This is a genomic window from Cupriavidus sp. H39 (genome assembly GCF_050271075.1).
GTDB lineage: Bacteria > Pseudomonadota > Gammaproteobacteria > Burkholderiales > Burkholderiaceae > Cupriavidus > Cupriavidus necator_B.
In genome coordinates this window covers 1690897-1709412 of sequence record NZ_CP189846.1, presented here as the reverse complement: position 1 = coordinate 1709412, position 18516 = coordinate 1690897, and the positions used below count along the sequence as shown (strand labels likewise).

Genomic DNA, 18516 nt, shown 5'->3' with positions numbered 1-18516 from the left:
GGTCGGCCGGCATTGCGGCCGGCTTGATCCAGTTCAGGCCGCCAGGCCGACGCCGAGATAGCGGTCCTTGACCGCCTCATCGGCACGAAACGCGTCGTTGCTGCCGGTGTAGACCACCCTGCCCTGCTCGATGATCACGTGGCGGTCGGCCAGCTGCGTGCAGACCTCGAGGTTCTGCTCCACCAGCAGGATCGGCACGCCGGCCGCCTTGATCACCTTGAGCTGCGCCACGATCTCTTCCACGATCACCGGGGCCAGCCCTTCGACCGGCTCGTCGAGCATCAGCAGGCGCGGATGGTTCATCATGGCGCGCCCGATGGCGAGCATCTGCTGTTCGCCGCCGGAGAGCTGCGCACCGCCGTTGCCGCGCCGCTCGCGCAGGCGCGGGAAGATGCGGTAGATGTCCTGCAGCTGCCACGGCGAATCGCGGCGCGCGGCCAGCTTGAGGTTCTCTTCCACCGTCAGCAGCTTGAAGATGCCGCGGTGCTCGGGCACCAGGCACAGGCCGTCGGCGGCAATCCGGTGCGGCGCCATGCCGGCCACGTCCCGGCCGCGGAAGACGACACGCCCGCCCCTGGGCCGGACCACGCCGGCGATGGCCTTGAGCGTGGTCGACTTGCCGGCGCCGTTGCGCCCCAGCAGCGTCACCAGCTCGCCTTCGCCGACCGCCAGCGATACGCCTTGCAGCACATGGCTCTTGCCGTAGTAGCCATGTATCTCCTGTACGTCGAGCATCATCCCTTGCCTCCGGTGATCATGTTGCCGAGATAGGCGGCGCGCACGCGCGGATCGCCGCGCACGGCCGCGGGCGGCCCTTCCATCAGCACCTTGCCTTGCTGCATCACCGTGACGGTGTCCGAGATATCCATGACGATGTCCATGTTGTGCTCGATCAGCACGACGGTGTGGTCCTGCGCAAGCCCGCGGATCAGCCGCTTCATCGCGCCGAGGTCGTCGACGCCCATGCCCGAGGTGGGCTCGTCCAGGAAAATCGCACGTGGCCGCGCGGCCAGCGCCATGCCGACCTCCAGGCGCCGCTGCTGGCCGTGCGACAGCACGCCCGCCGCGCTGTCTGCGACGCGCGTCAGTTCCAGCCGCTCCAGCACCTGGTCGACGACCTCGCCGCAGGCCAGCGCACCCACCGGCAGGCGCCATCCGCTCATGGCCTTGCGCGGCGACGTGCCCAGCGCGGCGAGGCGCAGGTTCTCGCGCACCGGCAGGCTCGGGAACAGGCTGGTGACCTGGAACGAACGCGCGATGCCGCGCTGGACCCGCTGGTAGTCGGCTTCCGCCGTGACGTCCGTGCCGTCGAAGAGGATGCGGCCGGCGCTGACTTCCTTGGTGCCGGTCAGCATGTGGAACAGCGTGGTCTTGCCGGCGCCGTTGGGGCCAATTACCGAATGGATCGTGCCCGGCATCACGCGCAGGTCGACCCCGCCCAGCGCCATGAACTTGCCGTACTGCTTGACGACGCCGGTGGCTTCAAGGATGGGGATAGTGGTGGGGCTCATGCGCGTTCCTCCTGCGTGGCGGGCGCGCGGCGCACGCCGCGCAGTCGCTCCCATGCTGTGGCGCCCAGCCCCCACAGCCCGCGCTGCATGAACAGGCTGACAGCGATCAGCAGGAAGCCCAGCAGCATCAGCCAGCGCGGCCACAGCGTCGACAGCCAGTCCGCCAGCAGCACATAGAAGGCCGCGCCCAGCACCGACGCGAAGATATTGCCGGTGCCGCCGATCACGGTCATCACCAGGATCATCTCGCTGGCGTGGTAGTCGATATTGGCCAGCGGCGCGATCCCGGTCAGCATCGCGTGCAGCGCGCCGGCCAGTCCGGTGACCGCGCCGGAGACCATGAACGCCAGCAGCTTGAACGCCTTGACGTTGTAGCCAACCGCCAGGGCGCGCTCTTCGTTGTCGCGGATCGCGAGCAGCGTGCGGCCGAGCACGGACTCGGTCACGCGCAGCACCGCAAGGAAGACTGCCAGGAACAGCACCGCGACAAAGCCATAGAACTGCCACGGCGACGCCAGCGGCACCAGCGCATGGCCGGCGACGGACAGCGGCGGACGCGGGATGTCCAGCAGCCCGTTGTCGCCGCCGGTAAGGCCGGGCGCCGTATAGGCGAGGAAGTAGAACATCTGCGCGAACGCCAGCGTCAGCATCACGAAGTAGGTGCCGCGCTGCCGGATCGCAAACCAGCCCACCAGCGCCGCTGCGGCCGCGCCGATCGCGACTGACAGCAGCAGCGCCACCGGCATCGGCAGGCTTGCGCGGGTCAGTGCCAGTCCCACCGCATAGCTGCCCAGCCCGAAGAAGATCCCCTGGCCGAATGACAGCAGGCCGGTGTAGCCGAGCAGCAGGTTGCACGCCATCGCGGCCATCGCGTAGATCAGCACTTCGGTGGCGAGCGTGCCGGAGCGCATCGTCAACGGCAGCAGCAGCGTGACCCCAAGCGCCAGCCACCAGAAGCGGTAGCGCAAGAACCCTTGTCTTTCCATAGCCATCATCCCCTCCCCAGCAAGCCATGCGGACGCAGCAGCAGCACCGCGGCCATGGCGACATAGATCATCAGCCGCGCGCCTTCGGGCCACAGCGTGCTCATCAGACTCTGCACCACGCCGACCAGCAAGCCGCCTACCAGCGCGCCGGTGAAGCTGCCCATGCCCCCCACCACGACCACGATGAAGGCCACGCCCAGCGCCTCGACGCCCATGAACGGCTCGGCGCCGCGGATCGGCGCCGCCAGCACGCCAGCGAGCGCCGCAGTCGCGGCCCCCAGCGCGAACATCAGGCTGAACAGGCGGAACACGTTGATGCCGAGCAGCGACACCATCTCGGTGGATTCGCTGCCAGCGCGCACCGCGCTGCCCAGCCGCGTGCCTTCCAGCAGCCACCACAGGCCGATGGCCAGCAGGCCGGTGAAGCCGATCACGAAGAGGCGGTACTTGGGATAGATGAAGTCGCCCCACATCACCACGCCCTGCAGCGCGTCCGGCGGCGGCACGTCGACGCCGAGCGGTCCCCAGCCGACGATGATGAGTTCCTGGATGGCCAGCGCCAGGCCCACCGTGACCAGGATGTGGAACTCATGCGGCTGCGCATAGACGTGGCGCAGCATGAGCTTCTCGGTCAGCCACGCCAGCGCGCCGATCACGACCGGGGCGAGCACCAGCGCCGCCCAGAAATTCATGCCGAGCTGCAGCGCCTGGAAGCAGAGGTAGGCACCCAGCGCATAGAAGGCACCATGCGCGAAATTGACGAAGCGCAACAGGCCGAAAACGATCGACAGCCCTACCGCCAGCAGGAAGTAGAGCATGCCGATCCCGACGCCGTTGATCACCTGCAACAGATAGACGTTCATGAGTCGTACGGATGTAGGAAGCCGCCATGCCGCACGACACTGCGTGGCATGGTGCTTCGGTGTGCTTCAGTGTGTTGTCTGCCGGGGCGGCGGCCCCGGTGTCAGGGCATCAGGCCATCTTGCACTGGGTCTGGTCGACCGGCAGGAAGGCCTTGCCGACGCTGACGATCTCGGCGTAGTCGTCCTTGTCCTTCATGCGGGACTTGGCCTTGCCCTTGAGCAGGTAGTAGTTCTTCAGCACCTGGTGGTCGGCGGCGCGGATTTCCTCGGGACCCGTCAGGCCTTCGTATTTCATGCCTTCGAGCGCGGCGACCACGGCCTTGGGATCGGCGCTGCCGGCCTTGATCACGCCGTCCACCATGATCTTGGTGCAGATGTACGAGCCCGCCAGGCTGTAGTTGGGATTGGCCTTGAACTTGGCCTGGGTGCGCTGGACCAGGTCGCGGTTCAGCGGCGTATCGACGCCGTGCCAGTACTGCGCGCCGAAGTAAACGCCCTCGCACAGGTCGGCGCCGAGGGACTCGAACTGTTCCAGCCCCGAGGCCCAGGCCAGCAGGATGGTGCTGTTCTTCTTCATGCCGAAGCTGACCGCCTGGCGCAGCGTGTCGGCGGACTGCGAGCCGAAGTTCAGGATCAGCAGCACGTCCGGCTTGGCGGCCATCGCATTGGTCAGGTAGCCGCTGAATTCCTTCTCGGTCAGGGCGTGGTAGCTGTTGCCGACGTGCTCGATGCCCTTCTCCTTGAAGATCGCCTTGGCGGCCGACAGCAGTCCGTCGCCAAACACGTATTGCGGCGTGATGGTGTACCAGCGCTTCGCCTTGGGCATCGATTCGATCAGCGGCCGCACGGTGCGCTCGATCGCGCCGAAGGTCGGCACTGACCAGCGGAAGGTGGCGCGGTTGCAGTCCTTGCCGGTGATCTCGTCGGCCCCCGCGGTGGTGACGAACACGCCGCCGAACTTTTCCGCCTCCTTGCCCATGGCCAGCGACTCCGACGACAGGATGCCACCGGCGAAGTAGCGTGCCGCCTTCTGCTGCGCCAGCTCCTGCACCTTGCGCACTGCGGTGGCGGGCTTGCCTTCGGTATCGAGCACGCTGTAGCGCAGCGGCCGGCCCAGCACCTGGCCGTACTGGTCAACGGCAAGCCGCATGCCCAGGTCGGCAAACTTGCCGTTGGCGGCGAAGGCGCCCGACATGGGCACCGGGCAGCCAAACTCCAGCGCCTCGCCCGCGGCAAGGGCGCTGCGGCCATGGATCAGCGAGGTGGGGACGGCGGACAGCGCCGCCAGTTTCAGCAGGTCACGACGATTCAAGGCTCACTCCTCGGTCTGTGGGGATGGGGCACGGGGCGAAAGGCTGGCCAACGCCAGGTGGCGCTGTACCGTCTCCCCGACATGCTGGTGACTTCGCCCGGCGCCGGCATGACCGAGCAAGAATCGAACCTGTTTATTCTATTTATACGGATAAATAGAATAGAATCATCTTAGAAGTCGGCCGGAACCGTTGTCAACAAAGGGAAGATCAGGGTTTACGCAAGCTCTGCGCGGGGCACCGGCGCCCCCTGGCGTTGCGGGAATGGCGGGACAAAAAGGTGCGGGGCGCACCAGCCATGACGGCCAACGGGGCAGCATGCACGGCGCCGGGGCAAGCCAGCGGCAGCCGCGCTTGGCTAGAATGCAAGCGCCCAAGCCTCCAGGCCCGGGCGCATGACAAGGAAAGAGCAATGGCGATGTTTCGGGAGGGCAAGACCGGGGCCATCGAGATCCGCAGGCAAAAGCGCGCGGACCTGGTGGCGGAAGAGCTCAAGCGGCTGATTACCCAGCGCAACCTGCGTCCCGGCGACAAGCTGCCGCACGAGGTCAAGCTGCAGCAGATGTTCTCCGTCAGCAAGAGCACGATCCGCGAGGCACTCAAGTCGCTGGAAGTGCAAGGCCTGATCCGGGTCAGCACCGGACCGGCGGGCGGGGGCACGATCGTGGAAGTGCCGCTGGACCGCACCTTCCAGCTGATGCAGAACTACCTGTTCTTCAAGGACGTCGGCATTGCCGACATCTATACCGTGCGGCGGCTGCTGGAGCCCGAGCTGGCCGCCGGCGCGGTGCCGCACCTTACCGAGGACGACTTCAACGCGCTGGAACGCACCATCGACCTGTGCGACCCGGCATCGGCCGCGGCCGCGACGCCGCTGCTCGACCAGCGCCAGGAAGACCTGACCTTCCACGACATCCTGGCCGCGGCCAATCCCAATCCGATGCTGCGGTTTTCTTGCGAACTGATCAACGAGATGATCCGCCAGCTGGTGGTGTTCGGCAACGACACCCCTGCCTGCGAGCACGAGAAATTCGGCGCGGCCAACGTCAAGTTCCACAAGCGCATTGTCGAGGCGGCGCGCCAGCGCGACGCCGAGACCGTACGCGCGCTGATGTCAGCCCATATGGAAGAGTGCACGCATTACGTCACGCGCATGAACGGACGCGTCCACGGCCGCCTGGTGCTCGACTCCGAAATGCCGCGGCGCGGCCGGATGCTGCCGGCAGACGACGCGCCTGCATGAGGCGCCGGGTGCAAACGGCGCACCGGCTATCGCATCAACCGGCTGCGTCCAGCCGCGCCGCCGCCCGCGCCAGCCGCGCCACGCCTTCGGTGATCTGGGCCGGGGCCGCGCCGGCAAACGAAAGCCGGAACGCGGGCCGCGCGCGGCGCGCCGCATAGAAGCCGGCGCCGGGGACGAACAACACTTTCTCCGCGATCGCATGCGGCAGCAGCGCGGCGGCATCATCGATGCCGTCCAGCGAGGCCCACAGGAACATGCCGCCGGCGGGCAAGGCAAAGCGGATGCGATCGCCGAAGGCCAGCCGCAGCGATTCAGCCAGCCGGTCGCGCTTGTCGCCGTAGAACGTGATCTCGCGCGCCACCTGCGCGGGCAAGCGGCCGTCCGCCAGGTATTGCGTGACAGCCAGCTGGATCCACGGCGGCGTGCAGAGATCCGATACCTGCTTGGCAATCACGGCGCGGCGGATGATTTCCGGCGCGGCCACCATCCAGCCGATGCGCAGGCCGGGCGCGAGCGTCTTCGACAGGCTGGCCAGGTGCACCAGCCACGGACGTACGCCGGCCACCTGGCCACTGAGCGCCAGCAACGACGGCGGCGCGGCACCGTCGAAGCTCAGCGCGCCATAGGGATCGTCCTCGACCAGCACCACCTGGTGCCGGGCCGCCAGCTCCAGCAGCCGCAGCCGGCGTGCGTGCGACAGCGTGGCGCCGGTCGGGTTGGCGAAGGTCGGCACCGTGTAGACCAGCCGCGGGCGGAGCGCGCCACCGGCCAGCATGGCCGCGAGCGCATCGACGTCCATGCCGTGCTGGTCTGACGGCACGCCGCGCACGTCGGCGCCCCCCAGCCGCAGCGCCTGCAGCGTCGCCGAATAGGTCGGCTCCTCGACCAGCACCACACTGCCCGGCTCCACCAGCGCGCGCACCAGGAAATCAAAGCCCTGCTGCGAGCCGCTGGTGACCAGCAGTTCGTCCCGCGCCACCGCGGCGCCGCGCTCCGCCATCAGCACCGCGAGCGCGTCGCGCAACGCGGGTACGCCTTCGGTCGCGCCGTACTGCAGGCATTCAGCGGGCCGTTCGCGCAGCGCCTGCGCGGATGCGGCGCCGATGCCGTCGGCATCGAACAGCGCGGCCGAGGGGTAGCCGCCCGCGAAGGAAATCATCTCCGGATCCGACAGGTACTTGAACAGCTCGCGGATCGGTGAGCCTTGCGGCTCGCGCAGCGCGGGAACGAACGGGTAGGCGGTCATGGTCGGGTCGGCCTCAGCATGCGGCGGCGGTCATCTTGAAGATGCCCTGCGCGTTGCCGGCATCGAAGCCCAGGTCGGTGCGCGTAACTGCCTGTGCGTCATCCACGTAGCAGTCGCGCGTGATGAACTCGTAGAACGAGCCGGGCACCTCGCGCACCACCTCGGCGCCGTCCGCGCCGATAAAGGCGCGGCGCACCGGGTCGGCGCGGAAGGCGGTCTGGCGCACGCGGCCGCTGCGGGACACTTCCACCTTGTCCTTGATCGGCCGCCCCAGGCGCTTCTGCGCCTCGGCCAGCGCGAACACGTCTTCGACGCGGTCCGTCGCGTGGTTGAAGGCATTGCCCTCGGTGGCGATCCACGCCATCTCCGCCGATTCGGCCAGCAGGGCCTCGTAGTCGGCCAGCGTGGGCATGGCGTGCTGGCGCTCGAAGCAGCGCGCCAGCGCACCGATCAGTGCGCCCGCCTCCGCCAGCGGCAAGGCCCCGTCGCGCTCGAGTTCCCACAGCAATGCCTGCGCGCGCGGCGTGAGCGGATCGACCGAGGTGCGCACCACGCGGCTGACGGCTTGCTGGAAGCCCTCGCTGAAGCGTTCGGGATGCAGCTCGCTGACAAAGAACTGCGCAATCTCTTCCGGCGCGTCCTCGTGCGCGTATGAGCGGCCCGTCATGCCGATCCGGTCGAGCGGATAGGTGCCGTTGAGCCGGTAGCCCAGCGGACGCAGGATGCGCGTGAAGGCAGCCTCGCCGGCGGGCAGCGCGCCGTGGTCGGGCCAGCGCACCGTGCGCAGCGCGCCATGGTCGAAATGAACCTTGCCGCCCGCTGCCACCACGTCTTCGGTGTAGGCCTTGCCGGTCGGCACGCGCTCGAGGATGCCGGCGAACAGCACCAGGTTCAGCGCGTGGGCAATCTCGGCGCGCGACGGGCGCCCGGCTTCGCCGGCCGGCAGCTGGGTGGGTGCGTCCACCAGGCTGGCAAGGCGGCCAGCGCCGGCGGCGCCAAGGTGCAGGGAAACGAGTTGGGTGATGGGGCTCATGATGAAGGGAGGGCTCGATAACAAGAAGGAAACCAACAACGGCGTTCAGTCCACCGACGCGCCTGAGAGCCGCACGATCTCGCCCCACTTCTGGCGGTCTTTCTTCAGCACCTCGGCAAAGGCTTCAGGGGTGCCCGGCGCAGGTTCCGCGCCCAGGTCGCGCATGCGCGCCTGTACCGCGGGATCGCCGAGCACTAGCGCCAGGTCCTGGCTGATCTTCTGCGCCACCGCGCTGGGTACGCCGCGCGGTGCCAGCAGGCCAAACCACGGGCTGGCGTCGAAACCCTGCACGGGGCCGGCGGCGGCCACCGTCGGCACATTGGGCAATGCGGACGAGCGCGCCGGCGTGGTCACCGCCAGCGCCTTGAGCTTGCCGGAGCGGATGAACGGCAGCGAAGCCGGCAGGTTGTCGAACATCACGTCGACGCTGCCGCCCATCAGGTCGGCAATCGCCGGGCTGCTGCCCTTGTAGGCGACATGGCTCATCTCGGTGCCGGTCATGCGCTGGAACAGCTCGCCGGCCAGGTGCGTCGAGGTGCCGTTGCCCGCCGACGCCATATTGACGCGCTTCGGGTTGGCCTTCAGGTAGGCGATGAACTCCGCCAGCGTCTGCACACGGGCACGCTCGGCAAAGGCCGGCGACAGCACCAGCACGTTGGGCACGCGCGCCACCATCGACACCGGCGCGAAATCAGCCGCGGCGTCATAGGGCAGCTTTTTGTACAAGGTCGGGTTGATGCCGAATTCGCCCACCGAGCCCATCAGCAGCGTATAGCCGTCGGCCGTGGATTTGGCAGCGGCGCCGGTGCCGACAATGCCGCCCGCGCCGGGCCGGTTGTCGACCACGACGGACTGCTTCCACTGCACCGCCAGCCGCTCGCCGACCAGCCGCGCCACCATGTCGGTGGTGCCGCCCGGCGGATACGGCACGATGATGCGCACGGGCTTGGCGGGGAAATCCTCGGCGGCGACGATGCCGGACATCGTCATGCCGACGGCAAAGGTGCCGGCGGCCAGCGCGCTGAACAAGCGTTTCATGAAATCTCCTGTCTACCTGGTGGTTGTCGTTATGGCGGTGCCGCGGAGAGCGGGGGATCCGGGGAGCACGCGGCGGGACCAGGTCCGAATCATTTCTCATCAAGTCCACCGGTTCAAGCGAGATTTCGGTATAGGATGATGACTTTATGTCATCAACTAAAGCCCGACGTCCCTCCAATGCGGCAACGCCTTCCCAGCCTTTCCAGCCTGCGCGCCTTTGAAGCGGCCGCGCTGCACCTGAACCTGCGCCGTGCGGCCGCCGACCTGTTCATCACGGAAAGCGCGGTCTCGCGCCAGATTGCCGCGCTGGAAAGCCTGCTCGGCGTGCAGCTCTTTCACCGCGCCAACCAGCGCATCACGCTGACCGCGGCCGGTACCCTCTACAGCGCGCAGGTGCGCGAGATGCTGCGCAAGCTGCAGCGCGACACCCTCGAGGTGATGGCGCATGAGGGCGCCGGCGGCACCGTCGAGCTGGCCTGTGTGCCGACCCTTGCCGTGGAATGGCTGATCCCGCGACTGCCCGACTTCTACGCACGGCATCCCAAGGTCGTGGTCAATATCAGTGCCCAGTCGGACGTATTCCTGTTCGATGGCACGCCCTATGACGCGGCGATCCACTTCGGCGAAGCCGTCTATCCCGGCGCGCGGGCGGACCTGCTGTTCGGGGAAGAATCCGTGGCGGTATGCCATCCGGAGCTGTTTGGCCGCAAGCAGCGCATCGACGCACATGACATCGCGCACGCGCCGCTGCTGCACCTGGCCACGCGCAGTTTTGGCTGGAAGCAATGGATGGAGGCGGCCGGCATCGACGACGTCAACGCCATGCGCGGAGCCCGCTTCGACCACCACAGCATGGTGATCGCGGCGGCGCGCGCCGGCCTGGGAATCGGGCTGGTGCCGCGCTTCCTGGTCGAGGAATACCTCGCGAGCGGGCAACTGGTGAGTCCGATTGCGCGGTCGCTGCGCTCCACGCGCGCCTATTACCTGGCCCTGCCGGATACACGCCCGATAAGCGATGCCATGCAGCACCTGCGCACCTGGCTGCTGGAGGCCGCCGCGGCATTTTCCCGGGGGCAGGCTACGGGTTCCGAAGCACCGGAGGCAGCCACGGATGTCTGATGACGCCGCGCTCGCCCGGCGTCCCAACCAAAAGCGCGGCCCAGCCTGAGTATCACCACTTCTTCGGCTACTCCGACGAGCCGTTGCCGGAGTTGCTGCTCGACGCAGGCTTCGTGGCTGCATGACAGCGCGCCGGCCCGGGCCGCTCCGCTACCCTTTGTCGCCACGCCACAACTGCTGCAGTTCCCACGCCGGCACCTCGCCCGCCGGCTGCGGCAACGCCTGGGCCTCGGCCAGCATGGCGCCGGCCTGTGCCTGCAGCTTGTCCAGGCAGCGTGACAGGACCCGGGCCTCTTCGGCCGACAGGCAGGCAGCCAGCCGCGTATTGAAGTCACGCGCCTGCGCGAAGGCGGCGCGGTAAACCGCTCTGCCCTCATCGGTCAGCGTGAAGGCCGCCGCGCGCCGGTCCTGCGCGCGTGTTTCGCGGCGCACCAGGCCGCGTTCCACCAACGCGTGGACGGCGCGGCTGGCCAGCACCTTGTCGAGCCCGGCGCTCTCAGCCAGTTCGGTCAGCCGCGTGCCCGGCTGCTCGCCCAGGAAGGCAATCATGCGCCATTCGCGCCGCGTCACGCCGGCCCGCGCGCGCAGGTGCAGCGCGGCCGCGCCCAGCGCGACCCGGTTCAGGTGATAGACCCGGTAGTTGATGAAATCGGCCAGCCGCCGCGGCCGCTGCAGGCGGCTGCCGCCGTTGTCGTGTGCCATGCCACACCCGAGATTTAGTTGACTTTGTCAATTATATCGACGGGTGTTAGCTTCCCGTCCATGCCGGCCGCCGGCGCATAACAGACAGGAGACACCGTGAGCCCCCGCAACTTCTTCCCCCGCCTTGCCGCATGCCTGCTGGCCGTCGCCGCAGCCTGGGCCGCACCGGCCAGCGCGCAGTCAGAGCGGCCGCTGCGCATCCTGGTGGGCTACCCTGCCGGCGGCACTGCCGACCTGGCCGCGCGCCTGGTTGGCGACAAGTTGCGCGAGACCCTTAACCAGACCGTGGTGATCGAGAACAAGCCCGGTGCGGGCGGACGTCTGGTGATGGACTACGCGCGCACCCAGCCGGCCGATGGCAATACGCTGGTGGTCGCCAACTCGGCGGTGATGACCATCGCGCCGCTGGTCTACCGCAAGCTCAACTACGATATCCAGCGCGATTTCACCCCGGTGGCGCAGGCCGCCAACTTCCAGCTCGCTCTGGCCACCGGTCCGGGCAGCCCGGCGCGCACGCTGAAGGACTACGTGGCATGGCTCAAGGCCGGTGCGCAGAACAACTCCTATGCGTCGCCCGCGCTCGGCAGCATTCCGCACTTCTTCGGGCTGATGATCGGCAAGCAGGTGGGCGTGGAGATGCTGCACGTGCCGTTCAACGGCTCGGCGCCGCTGATGAGCGCACTGGTCGGCGGCCAGGTGCCTGCCTCGGTCGATACCCTGGCCGACCTGACCGAGATGCATCGCGCCGGCAAGATCCGCGTGCTGGCCACGTCCGGCTCGCATCGTTCGGTGGCGCTGCCGGAGGTGCCCACGTTCACGGAACTCGGCTACCGGGACATCGAGGGCGAAGGCCGCTATGGCGTGCTGGCGCCCGCCGGCACGCCGCGGGCGGCGCTGGAGCGGCTCAACGCCGCCATCGTCAAGGCGGTGCAGTCGCCCGACCTGCGCGAGAAATTCCTGAAGCTCGGCCTCGAGCCCGCCACCGGCCCCGCCGACGCCTTCGCCGGGGTGCTGAAGGCCGACGCCGCCAAGTGGGCACCGGTGGTCAAGGCGTCAGGCTATACCGGCGACTGATGCCCGTCACCCCGCTTCCCGCGACCTTCCGACCATGACGATCCGCAATACCCTCTTCATCATGTGCGACCAGCTGCGGCGCGACCACCTGGGTTGCTACGGCCACCCGACGCTGCGCACGCGCAACATCGACACACTGGCCGCGCGCGGCGTGCGCTTCGACCGCGCCTATGTCACGTCCGGGGTCTGCGGTCCCAGCCGCATGAGCTTCTACACCGGACGCTACGTCAGCAGCCACGGCGCCACCTGGAACCGGGTGCCGCTGTCGGTCGGGGAGATCACGCTGGGCGAATACCTCAAGGACAGCGGCCGCGCGCTGGCGCTGGCGGGAAAGACTCACGTGATGCCCGACAACGCCAACCTGAAGCGGCTGCACCTGGACGGCGGCACCGAGCTGGAAACCCTGCTGCGCAGCGGCCACTTCACTGAAGTGGACCGCCATGACGGCCATCACGCCGAACCGCGCAGCGCCTATGCCGACTGGCTGCGCCAGCAGGGCTACGACAGCGCCGACCCGTGGACCGACTACGTGATCAGCGCGGAGAACGCGCGCGGCGAGATCGTCTCGGGGTGGCACATGCGCAATGCCGGGCTGCCCGCGCGCGTGGCCGAGCCGCATTCCGAGACCGCCTACACCGTCGACCAGGCCATGCAGTACATCGGCGCGCGCGGCGACGAGCCGTGGGTGCTGCACCTGTCGCTGGTCAAGCCGCACTGGCCTTACCTCGCTCCCGCGCCATATCACGCCGCGTATGCGCTGGACGACTGCCTGCCGTTGCAGCGCCACGACGCCGAGCTGGAAGACCAGCATCCGGTGCTGTCGGCCTATCGCACCCAAGAGGAATGCGCCAACTTCATGCGGCGCGAGGTGTCGGACACGGTGCGGCCCGCCTACCAGGGCCTGATCCAGCAGATCGACGACCGCCTGGGGCTGCTGTGGGAAGAGCTGGAACGGCTGGGCCGCTGGGACGACACGCTCATCGTCTTCACGGCCGACCATGGCGACTTCCTCGGCGACCACTGGCTGGGCGAGAAGGAACAGTTCTATGACACCGTGCAGAACATCCCGCTGATCGTCTACGACCCCTCGCCGCAGGCCGATGCCACCCGCGGCACGGCGCAATACAGCCTGGTCAGCGCGGTCGACGTGGTGCCCACGGTGCTGGATGCGCTGGGCATGCCGCCCGCCGACCACCGCGTCGAAGGCCGCTCGCTGCTGGACCTGACGCGCGCTGCCGCGCGCGCGGGTGCGGGTGCCTGGCGCGATGCCGTGGTCTCCGAGCTTGACTACGCCTACCGCGGCGCGCGTGTCGCGCTGGGCCGCCATCCCGGCGAATGCCGCGCCTGGATGGTGCGCGACGCGCGCTGGAAGTATGTGCACTGGCAGGGCTTCCGGCCCCAGCTGTTCGATCTGCAGAACGATCCGCAGGAGTACTTCGACCTCGGCGCCGACCCCGGGCACGAAGCCGTGCGCAGCGCCATGCGGCTGCGGCTGCTGGACTGGTTCTGCACGCTCAAGCCGCGCGTCACGGTGACCAACGAAGAGGTCGCGGCCAAGACCAATGTGTACAAGCAGGCCGGCGTGTTCTTCGGGGTCTGGTAGCCGGATCGCTGCCACGCAAAAACCGCCGCGGCCGGCGCCGGCCGCCTGAAAAAGTTGCACGGTGTGCCTGTCGATACTGCAACCGCGTGACGCGGCCGCCATGCCAGGCAGCGCGCGCTCCCGCTCGAGGCCCGACACCGGCGTCGGGCCGGATGGCGTATCCCTTGCAACAGGGGCTGGAGGGCCCTGTGTTCGGGCCGGCAACCGGAGCGATCATGAAGAACATCTGGATCCTGGTGGCGGACGAATCCGTCGCCCGCATTTTCGCCTCGCATGCCGACAGCGCGCCGCTGGAGGTCATCGAGGAAATCACTGACGCGGCCGCGCACGCAGACCGCGCCGACCTGCGCCGCGATGCCTATGGCCGCCGCGGCCAGGCACCCGCGCAAGGCGACGCGGGCCACCCCGGCGCCCATCAGGTGGGGCCTGCGACGGTAACGTCTTCGGCCGGTGAGGACGAGTTGCACCAGGAAGCGCAGCTGTTTGCCCGGCGCGTGGCGGATTACCTGGGCAATGCGCGCAACAAGCAGCGTTTCGACGAACTGGCACTGATCGCGGCGCCGCGCTTCCTCGGCCTGCTGCGCAAGACCCTGCCGACCGGCGTCACGGATGTCGTCACAAGGGAAATCGGCAAGGATTTCATCCACGTGCCCAACAACGACCTGCAACAGCGGCTGGCCGACGAGGGCATAGTCCCGGCCCGCCGCGACGAACGCGTCAATACCGGCCGCGACCGCTAGCGAAACCGGATAACCAGGCAGCCGCCCACGCTGGCGCGGGCGGCTGCGCCGCACTCAGCGAGCGGTGCCAGAGCCGCTGGTCCCACTGGCGCCGCTCGAGGTGCCGCTGGGGCTGGTGGTGCTGGTCGCGCCGGAGGTACCGGTCGACGTGCCGGAGCCCGGCATGGTGCGGCTACGGTTCTGTTCCGTCACCGAACCCGAGCCAGACATCGAGCCCGACCCGCTGGTGCTGCCGGTGGCGGTGCAACCCGCCAGGACGCCGAGTGCAAGCAAGGCTGCGCCGATGCGTAGTGGTGTTTTCATGTCTTCCTCCAGCTGGCAGGTGGACGGCAAGCTTGCTGCATGGCGCAGCCTGCCGGCGGGGCGCCAGTCGCGCCGCTGCGCTGGAGAAGACGCAACGGACGTACCAGATGGGAATCCTTTGGTGCAGCCGCGGCGTAGCGCCGCGGCGCAGACGGCACGAACGCGGACTGCGACCGCCGCGCGGGCAAAAGTTGCCGTGCAACAACCCCGCGGCCCGTTTTACCGCGTCAGCTTCCATTTGTAGGCGTAGCGCTCGGAGCGGAACAGCAGGTCGGCGCAGAACAGCGGCGTGCCGTCGATGTCGTATGGCGTGCAGCGCAACCGCAACAGCGGCAGCCCTGCCGCGACGCCGAGCTTGCGGGCCACGTCCGCCGGCGCGGCAATGGCACTGGCTTCCATCGCCACGTCGCGGAAGCGATACCCCAGCCGGCTTTCGAACAGCGCCATGGCGTCGTTGGTTTCCAGGTCTTCCTGCGCCAGGCGGCGCATCAGCGGCTCAGGACCCATCAGGTTGAAATACGCAACCGGCACGTCGTCCCAGTAGCGCACCGTGGCCACGCTCAACACCTTCTCGCCGGGTTGCAGGCTCAATGCGGCGGCGACATGGGGCGGTGCGCGCAGCAACCGCACCGAAGCCAGCTTGCCGTAGGCCAGCTGGCCGCGCGCACGTCCGGTTTCGTAGAAGCCGGTCAGCGCGCCAAGGCTCGGGGTATCGGCCGGGCGCGTCACGAAGCTGCCCTTGCCATTCACTTTCTCGATCAGGCCGGCGTTGTGCAGGCCGGACAGGGCCTGCCGAACCGTGATCCGGCTGACGCCGAACTCGGTCATCAGTTCCGCCTCGGATGGCAGCTTGGCCCCCGGGCCCAATGTATTGCTGGCGATCCGCTGGCGAATCTCGCTTTCGATCTCTTTGAACCTGGGCAGTGCCACGTGCATTCCGCCCCGGCGGGCGGCTCGTAAGTCAGTGGGGCGGATTATACCTATCATGACAGGTCGCGTCGCAACCTATTGACCTGTTATAACAGGTAATGGCAGTATCCGTGGTCACCAGCTGCTTGCGCCCCGCACCATCACGCAGGCTGGCAACTCAGGAGACACGACAATTGGATACCAGGGCAAATGACACCGCCAGCGCGCCGGCGGAGTTCGACTACATCGTCATCGGCGCGGGATCGGCGGGATGCGCCGTGGCCGGACGCCTGGCCGAGGACGCCACCGCCACGGTGGCGCTGCTGGAAGCGGGGCCGCATGACCATCACTACGCCATCTGGGCACCGGTAGGCATCGCCGCCGTGGTGCCCAGGGCGGGGCCGCGCAACTACGCGTACTACACCGAGCCGCAGGCGGGGCTGAACGGCCGCCGCTCATACCAGCCGCGCGGGCGCGGGCTTGGCGGCAGTTCCTCGATCAACGGCATGGTCTATATCCGGGGCCACCGGCGCGACTATGACGACTGGGCCGCGCTGGGTTGCCGCGGCTGGGGCTTCGACGACGTGCTGCCCTACTTCCGCCGCAGCGAGCGCAATCCCCGCCTGGGCGGCCAGGCAGATCCGCTGCACGGCAACGACGGACCGCTGCACGTCAGTGACCTGCGCTCGCCCAACCCGTTCGCGCAGCGCTTTGTCCAGGCCGCGATGCAGGCGGGACTGCCGCACAACGACGACTTCAACGGGCACACCCAGGAAGGCGTGGGCCTGTACCAGGTGACGCAGCGCAATGGCGAGCGCTGGAACGCCGCGCGTGCCTACCTGCACAGCGGCAATGCGGCAGACGCGGCGCTGAACGGCGGCCGCCGCGGGCTGGCGGTGATGACCGATACACAGGCGCTGCGCATCCTGTTCGACGGCAAGCGCGCCACCGGCGTCGAGGTGGTCCGTGGCGGCACCGTGCAGGTGCTGCGCGCACGGCGCGAGATCGTGGTCAGCGGCGGCGCGTTCAATTCGCCGCAGTTGCTGCTGGCCTCCGGCATTGGCCCGGCCGCACACCTGCGCGAAGTCGGCATCGACGTGGTCCACGAATTGCCGGGCGTGGGCGAGAACCTGCAAGACCACCTCGACATCATCGTCAACAAGCAGCTGCAGAGCACCGAGCTGTTCGGCAAGACCGGCCGCGGCATGCTGCGGCTGGCGCGCGAGGTGCTGCGCTACCGGCGCAGCCGCACCGGCATGGTGACGTCCAATATCGCCGAGGCCGGCGCGTTCCTGCGCAGCCGTCCCGAACTGGAGATTCCCGATGTGCAGCTGCACTTCGCGGTGGCGCTGCTGGGCAACCGCAACCTCGGCAATCTCGGCCACGGCTACTCCTGCCATGCCTGCGTGCTGCGCCCGAAGAGCCGCGGCCACGTGCGCCTGCGCAGCGCCGACATGCGCGAGGCGCCGCTGATCGACCCGCGTTTCCTGTCGGCCGAGGCAGACATGGCCGGCATGGTCGAAGGGGTGCGGGCGATTCGCCGCATCTTCGCCCAGCCGGCGCTGGCGCAGCACGGCGGGCACGAGGTCCTGACCGACGCGTTCGGTCCCGACAGCAGCAACGAGGCGGCGATCCAGGACTTTGTGCGCAACCATGCCGATACGGTCTATCACCCGGTCGGCACCTGCAAGATGGGCATCGACGACATGGCGGTGGTCGACCCGGAACTGCGCGTGCGCGGCGTGCAAGGCCTGCGCGTCGCCGACGCCTCGATCATGCCGACCCTGATCGGCGGCAACACCAACGCGCCCGCCATCATGATCGGCGAAAAGGCCGCGGACCTGCTCAAGGCCGCGTGCCGTTGAATCCCCTGCATTGGCACACCACACCAAGGAGACAACCCATGCAAGCCACCGCACCTGCCAGCATCAGCCCGCAAGACTACCGGGAACTGGAGCAAGCGCCCTTTCCCTTCACCGTGCGCCGCTGCACGCCGACCATCGGCGCCGAAGTCGAGGGCATCGATTTCCGCGAGACTCTCGATCACGACACCTATCTCTCGCTGCGCCGCGCGCTGCTGAAGTACAAGGTCCTGTTCTTCCGCAAGCAGGCCATCACGCCGGCCCACCATGTGGCCGTGGCGCGGCGCTTCGGCGACCTGGAAGTGCACCCGATGTTCACCAACCATCCGGAGCACCCGGAACTGGTGGTGTTCGGCCGCAACGACAAGGCCCGCGGCCGCGAAAACCTCTACCACTCCGATGTGTCCTGGCGCGAGATCCCGTCGATGGGATCGATGCTGCGCTGCCTGGAGTGTCCCGAGGTGGGCGGCGACACCATCTGGGTCAACATGGCCGCGGCCTACGACAACCTGCCGCAAGACGTGAAGGACCGCATCGCCAACCTGAAGGCCGTGCATGACGCCATGCCGGCGTTCGGCGCCGCGCTGAGCGACGAGAAGTACGCGGAAATGCGCGCCAAGTATCCGCCCATGGTGCACCCGGTAGTACGCACCCATCCGGAAACCGGCGAGAAGATCCTGTTCGTCAACGAGGCCTTCACCATGCACTTCGCCAACTTCGCCAAGGAACAGCCGTATCGCTTCGGCTCGGACTACCGGCCCGCCGAACTGGACCTGATGCAATACCTGTACCGCCAGGCCGCGGCGCCGGAGTACCAGGTGCGCCTGCGCTGGCACCCGGACACGATCGCGCTGTGGGACAACCGCTCCACCCAGCATTACGCCGTGCAGGACTATTTCCCCGCGGTGCGCCACATGAACCGCGCCACCATCATCGGCGACCGTCCGGTCTGACCGAACGCCAACCCATCGAGG

The 18516-nt window shown here is 68.2% G+C and carries 19 protein-coding genes; 8 read left to right on the top strand and 11 right to left on the bottom strand.

Annotated elements, in window-relative coordinates:
- Positions 1–33: 33 nt before the first annotated feature.
- The 5 genes from ACOCMH_RS08130 to ACOCMH_RS08110 form a co-directional block, all read right to left on the bottom strand.
- Positions 34–738 (bottom strand): ABC transporter ATP-binding protein, encoded by a 705-nt coding sequence (locus ACOCMH_RS08130; protein ID WP_171513580.1) that lies wholly within the window; start codon positions 736–738, stop codon positions 34–36.
- Positions 735–1511: an ABC transporter ATP-binding protein gene (locus ACOCMH_RS08125; RefSeq protein WP_427306401.1), complete on the bottom strand. Its 777-nt coding sequence runs from the start codon at positions 1509–1511 to the stop codon at positions 735–737. Before ACOCMH_RS08125 ends, ACOCMH_RS08130 begins: the two co-directional genes overlap by 4 nt.
- Positions 1508–2503, bottom strand: coding sequence for a branched-chain amino acid ABC transporter permease (locus tag ACOCMH_RS08120; RefSeq protein ID WP_427306400.1), 996 nt, complete (start codon positions 2501–2503; stop codon positions 1508–1510). The genes ACOCMH_RS08125 and ACOCMH_RS08120 overlap by 4 nt, the downstream gene beginning before the upstream one ends.
- On the bottom strand, positions 2503–3360 hold the full coding sequence (locus ACOCMH_RS08115; protein ID WP_427306399.1) for a branched-chain amino acid ABC transporter permease: 858 nt from the start codon (positions 3358–3360) through the stop codon (positions 2503–2505). The genes ACOCMH_RS08120 and ACOCMH_RS08115 overlap by 1 nt, the downstream gene beginning before the upstream one ends.
- A 109-nt stretch (positions 3361–3469) precedes the next feature.
- On the bottom strand, positions 3470–4672 hold the full coding sequence (locus tag ACOCMH_RS08110; protein WP_427306398.1) for an ABC transporter substrate-binding protein: 1203 nt from the start codon (positions 4670–4672) through the stop codon (positions 3470–3472).
- Positions 4673–5082: 410 nt separating this feature from the next.
- Between ACOCMH_RS08110 and ACOCMH_RS08105 the strand changes: the two genes are divergently transcribed.
- A complete protein-coding gene (locus ACOCMH_RS08105; protein ID WP_427306397.1) occupies positions 5083–5913 on the top strand; it encodes a FadR/GntR family transcriptional regulator in 831 nt (276 codons plus the stop codon).
- 34 nt (positions 5914–5947) lie between these two features.
- On the opposite strand, the gene ACOCMH_RS08100 is transcribed toward ACOCMH_RS08105, so the two are convergent.
- From ACOCMH_RS08100 to ACOCMH_RS08090, 3 genes are read right to left on the bottom strand one after another with little or no spacing between them, the layout of a single operon-like run.
- A complete protein-coding gene (locus ACOCMH_RS08100; RefSeq protein ID WP_427306396.1) occupies positions 5948–7159 on the bottom strand; it encodes a PLP-dependent aminotransferase family protein in 1212 nt (403 codons plus the stop codon).
- Positions 7160–7172: 13 nt separating this feature from the next.
- The gene (locus ACOCMH_RS08095) at positions 7173–8192 is read right to left on the bottom strand and encodes a DUF1338 domain-containing protein (protein ID WP_427306395.1); all 1020 of its coding nucleotides are present in this window, start codon (positions 8190–8192) and stop codon (positions 7173–7175) included.
- A gap of 45 nt (positions 8193–8237) precedes the next feature.
- Positions 8238–9230 carry a Bug family tripartite tricarboxylate transporter substrate binding protein gene (locus ACOCMH_RS08090; RefSeq protein ID WP_427306394.1) on the bottom strand — a complete coding sequence of 331 codons (993 nt, stop codon included), beginning with the start codon at positions 9228–9230 and terminating at the stop codon, positions 8238–8240.
- Between the two features lie 177 nt (positions 9231–9407).
- Between ACOCMH_RS08090 and ACOCMH_RS08085 the strand changes: the two genes are divergently transcribed.
- Positions 9408–10349, top strand: coding sequence for a LysR substrate-binding domain-containing protein (locus ACOCMH_RS08085; RefSeq protein WP_427306393.1), 942 nt, complete (start codon positions 9408–9410; stop codon positions 10347–10349).
- Positions 10349–10474, top strand: coding sequence for a hypothetical protein (locus ACOCMH_RS08080; RefSeq protein WP_427306392.1), 126 nt, complete (start codon positions 10349–10351; stop codon positions 10472–10474). Before ACOCMH_RS08085 ends, ACOCMH_RS08080 begins: the two co-directional genes overlap by 1 nt.
- A gap of 25 nt (positions 10475–10499) precedes the next feature.
- Here ACOCMH_RS08080 and ACOCMH_RS08075 read toward each other — a convergent pair whose 3' ends face one another.
- Positions 10500–11051, bottom strand: a complete 552-nt coding sequence (locus ACOCMH_RS08075) for a MarR family winged helix-turn-helix transcriptional regulator (protein WP_427306391.1) — start codon at positions 11049–11051, stop codon at positions 10500–10502.
- Positions 11052–11147: 96 nt separating this feature from the next.
- On the opposite strand from ACOCMH_RS08075, the gene ACOCMH_RS08070 reads away from it, so the two are divergent.
- The 3 genes from ACOCMH_RS08070 to ACOCMH_RS08060 all read left to right on the top strand — a co-directional run bounded on the left by ACOCMH_RS08070 (position 11148) and on the right by ACOCMH_RS08060 (position 14468).
- Positions 11148–12125 (top strand): Bug family tripartite tricarboxylate transporter substrate binding protein, encoded by a 978-nt coding sequence (locus tag ACOCMH_RS08070; RefSeq protein ID WP_427306390.1) that lies wholly within the window; start codon positions 11148–11150, stop codon positions 12123–12125.
- A 34-nt stretch (positions 12126–12159) separates the two neighbouring features.
- A complete protein-coding gene (locus ACOCMH_RS08065) occupies positions 12160–13728 on the top strand; it encodes a sulfatase-like hydrolase/transferase (protein WP_427306389.1) in 1569 nt (522 codons plus the stop codon).
- A gap of 215 nt (positions 13729–13943) precedes the next feature.
- Positions 13944–14468: a host attachment protein gene (locus ACOCMH_RS08060; protein WP_427306387.1), complete on the top strand. Its 525-nt coding sequence runs from the start codon at positions 13944–13946 to the stop codon at positions 14466–14468.
- A gap of 54 nt (positions 14469–14522) precedes the next feature.
- On the opposite strand, the gene ACOCMH_RS08055 is transcribed toward ACOCMH_RS08060, so the two are convergent.
- Both ACOCMH_RS08055 and ACOCMH_RS08050 read right to left on the bottom strand, forming a co-directional pair.
- A complete protein-coding gene (locus ACOCMH_RS08055; RefSeq protein WP_427306386.1) occupies positions 14523–14771 on the bottom strand; it encodes a hypothetical protein in 249 nt (82 codons plus the stop codon).
- A 219-nt stretch (positions 14772–14990) separates the two neighbouring features.
- Positions 14991–15701, bottom strand: a complete 711-nt coding sequence (locus ACOCMH_RS08050; protein ID WP_427306384.1) for a GntR family transcriptional regulator — start codon at positions 15699–15701, stop codon at positions 14991–14993.
- Positions 15702–15874: 173 nt separating this feature from the next.
- Here ACOCMH_RS08050 and ACOCMH_RS08045 point away from each other — a divergent pair, with 173 nt between their 5' ends.
- Positions 15875–17545 carry a GMC family oxidoreductase gene (locus ACOCMH_RS08045; RefSeq protein ID WP_427306382.1) on the top strand — a complete coding sequence of 557 codons (1671 nt, stop codon included), beginning with the start codon at positions 15875–15877 and terminating at the stop codon, positions 17543–17545.
- A gap of 38 nt (positions 17546–17583) precedes the next feature.
- The gene (locus ACOCMH_RS08040; protein WP_427306381.1) at positions 17584–18495 is read left to right on the top strand and encodes a TauD/TfdA dioxygenase family protein; all 912 of its coding nucleotides are present in this window, start codon (positions 17584–17586) and stop codon (positions 18493–18495) included.
- Positions 18496–18516 lie beyond the last annotated feature (21 nt).

Excerpts from the sequence above, each read along its gene's own strand:
- ACOCMH_RS08130 (WP_171513580.1), bottom strand. The coding sequence starts at position 738 with ATGATGCTCGACGTACAGGAGATACATGGCTACTACGGCAAGAGCCAT.
- ACOCMH_RS08125 (WP_427306401.1), bottom strand. The coding sequence starts at position 1,511 with ATGAGCCCCACCACTATCCCCATCCTTGAAGCCACCGGCGTCGTCAAG.
- ACOCMH_RS08120 (WP_427306400.1), bottom strand. The coding sequence starts at position 2,503 with ATGGCTATGGAAAGACAAGGGTTCTTGCGCTACCGCTTCTGGTGGCTG.
- ACOCMH_RS08115 (WP_427306399.1), bottom strand. The coding sequence starts at position 3,360 with ATGAACGTCTATCTGTTGCAGGTGATCAACGGCGTCGGGATCGGCATG.
- ACOCMH_RS08105 (WP_427306397.1), top strand. The coding sequence starts at position 5,083 with ATGGCGATGTTTCGGGAGGGCAAGACCGGGGCCATCGAGATCCGCAGG.
- ACOCMH_RS08100 (WP_427306396.1), bottom strand. The coding sequence starts at position 7,159 with ATGACCGCCTACCCGTTCGTTCCCGCGCTGCGCGAGCCGCAAGGCTCA.
- ACOCMH_RS08095 (WP_427306395.1), bottom strand. The coding sequence starts at position 8,192 with ATGAGCCCCATCACCCAACTCGTTTCCCTGCACCTTGGCGCCGCCGGC.
- ACOCMH_RS08090 (WP_427306394.1), bottom strand. The coding sequence starts at position 9,230 with ATGAAACGCTTGTTCAGCGCGCTGGCCGCCGGCACCTTTGCCGTCGGC.
- ACOCMH_RS08085 (WP_427306393.1), top strand. The coding sequence starts at position 9,408 with ATGCGGCAACGCCTTCCCAGCCTTTCCAGCCTGCGCGCCTTTGAAGCG.
- ACOCMH_RS08080 (WP_427306392.1), top strand. The coding sequence starts at position 10,349 with ATGACGCCGCGCTCGCCCGGCGTCCCAACCAAAAGCGCGGCCCAGCCT.
- ACOCMH_RS08075 (WP_427306391.1), bottom strand. The coding sequence starts at position 11,051 with ATGGCACACGACAACGGCGGCAGCCGCCTGCAGCGGCCGCGGCGGCTG.
- ACOCMH_RS08065 (WP_427306389.1), top strand. The coding sequence starts at position 12,160 with ATGACGATCCGCAATACCCTCTTCATCATGTGCGACCAGCTGCGGCGC.
- ACOCMH_RS08060 (WP_427306387.1), top strand. The coding sequence starts at position 13,944 with ATGAAGAACATCTGGATCCTGGTGGCGGACGAATCCGTCGCCCGCATT.
- ACOCMH_RS08055 (WP_427306386.1), bottom strand. The coding sequence starts at position 14,771 with ATGAAAACACCACTACGCATCGGCGCAGCCTTGCTTGCACTCGGCGTC.
- ACOCMH_RS08040 (WP_427306381.1), top strand. The coding sequence starts at position 17,584 with ATGCAAGCCACCGCACCTGCCAGCATCAGCCCGCAAGACTACCGGGAA.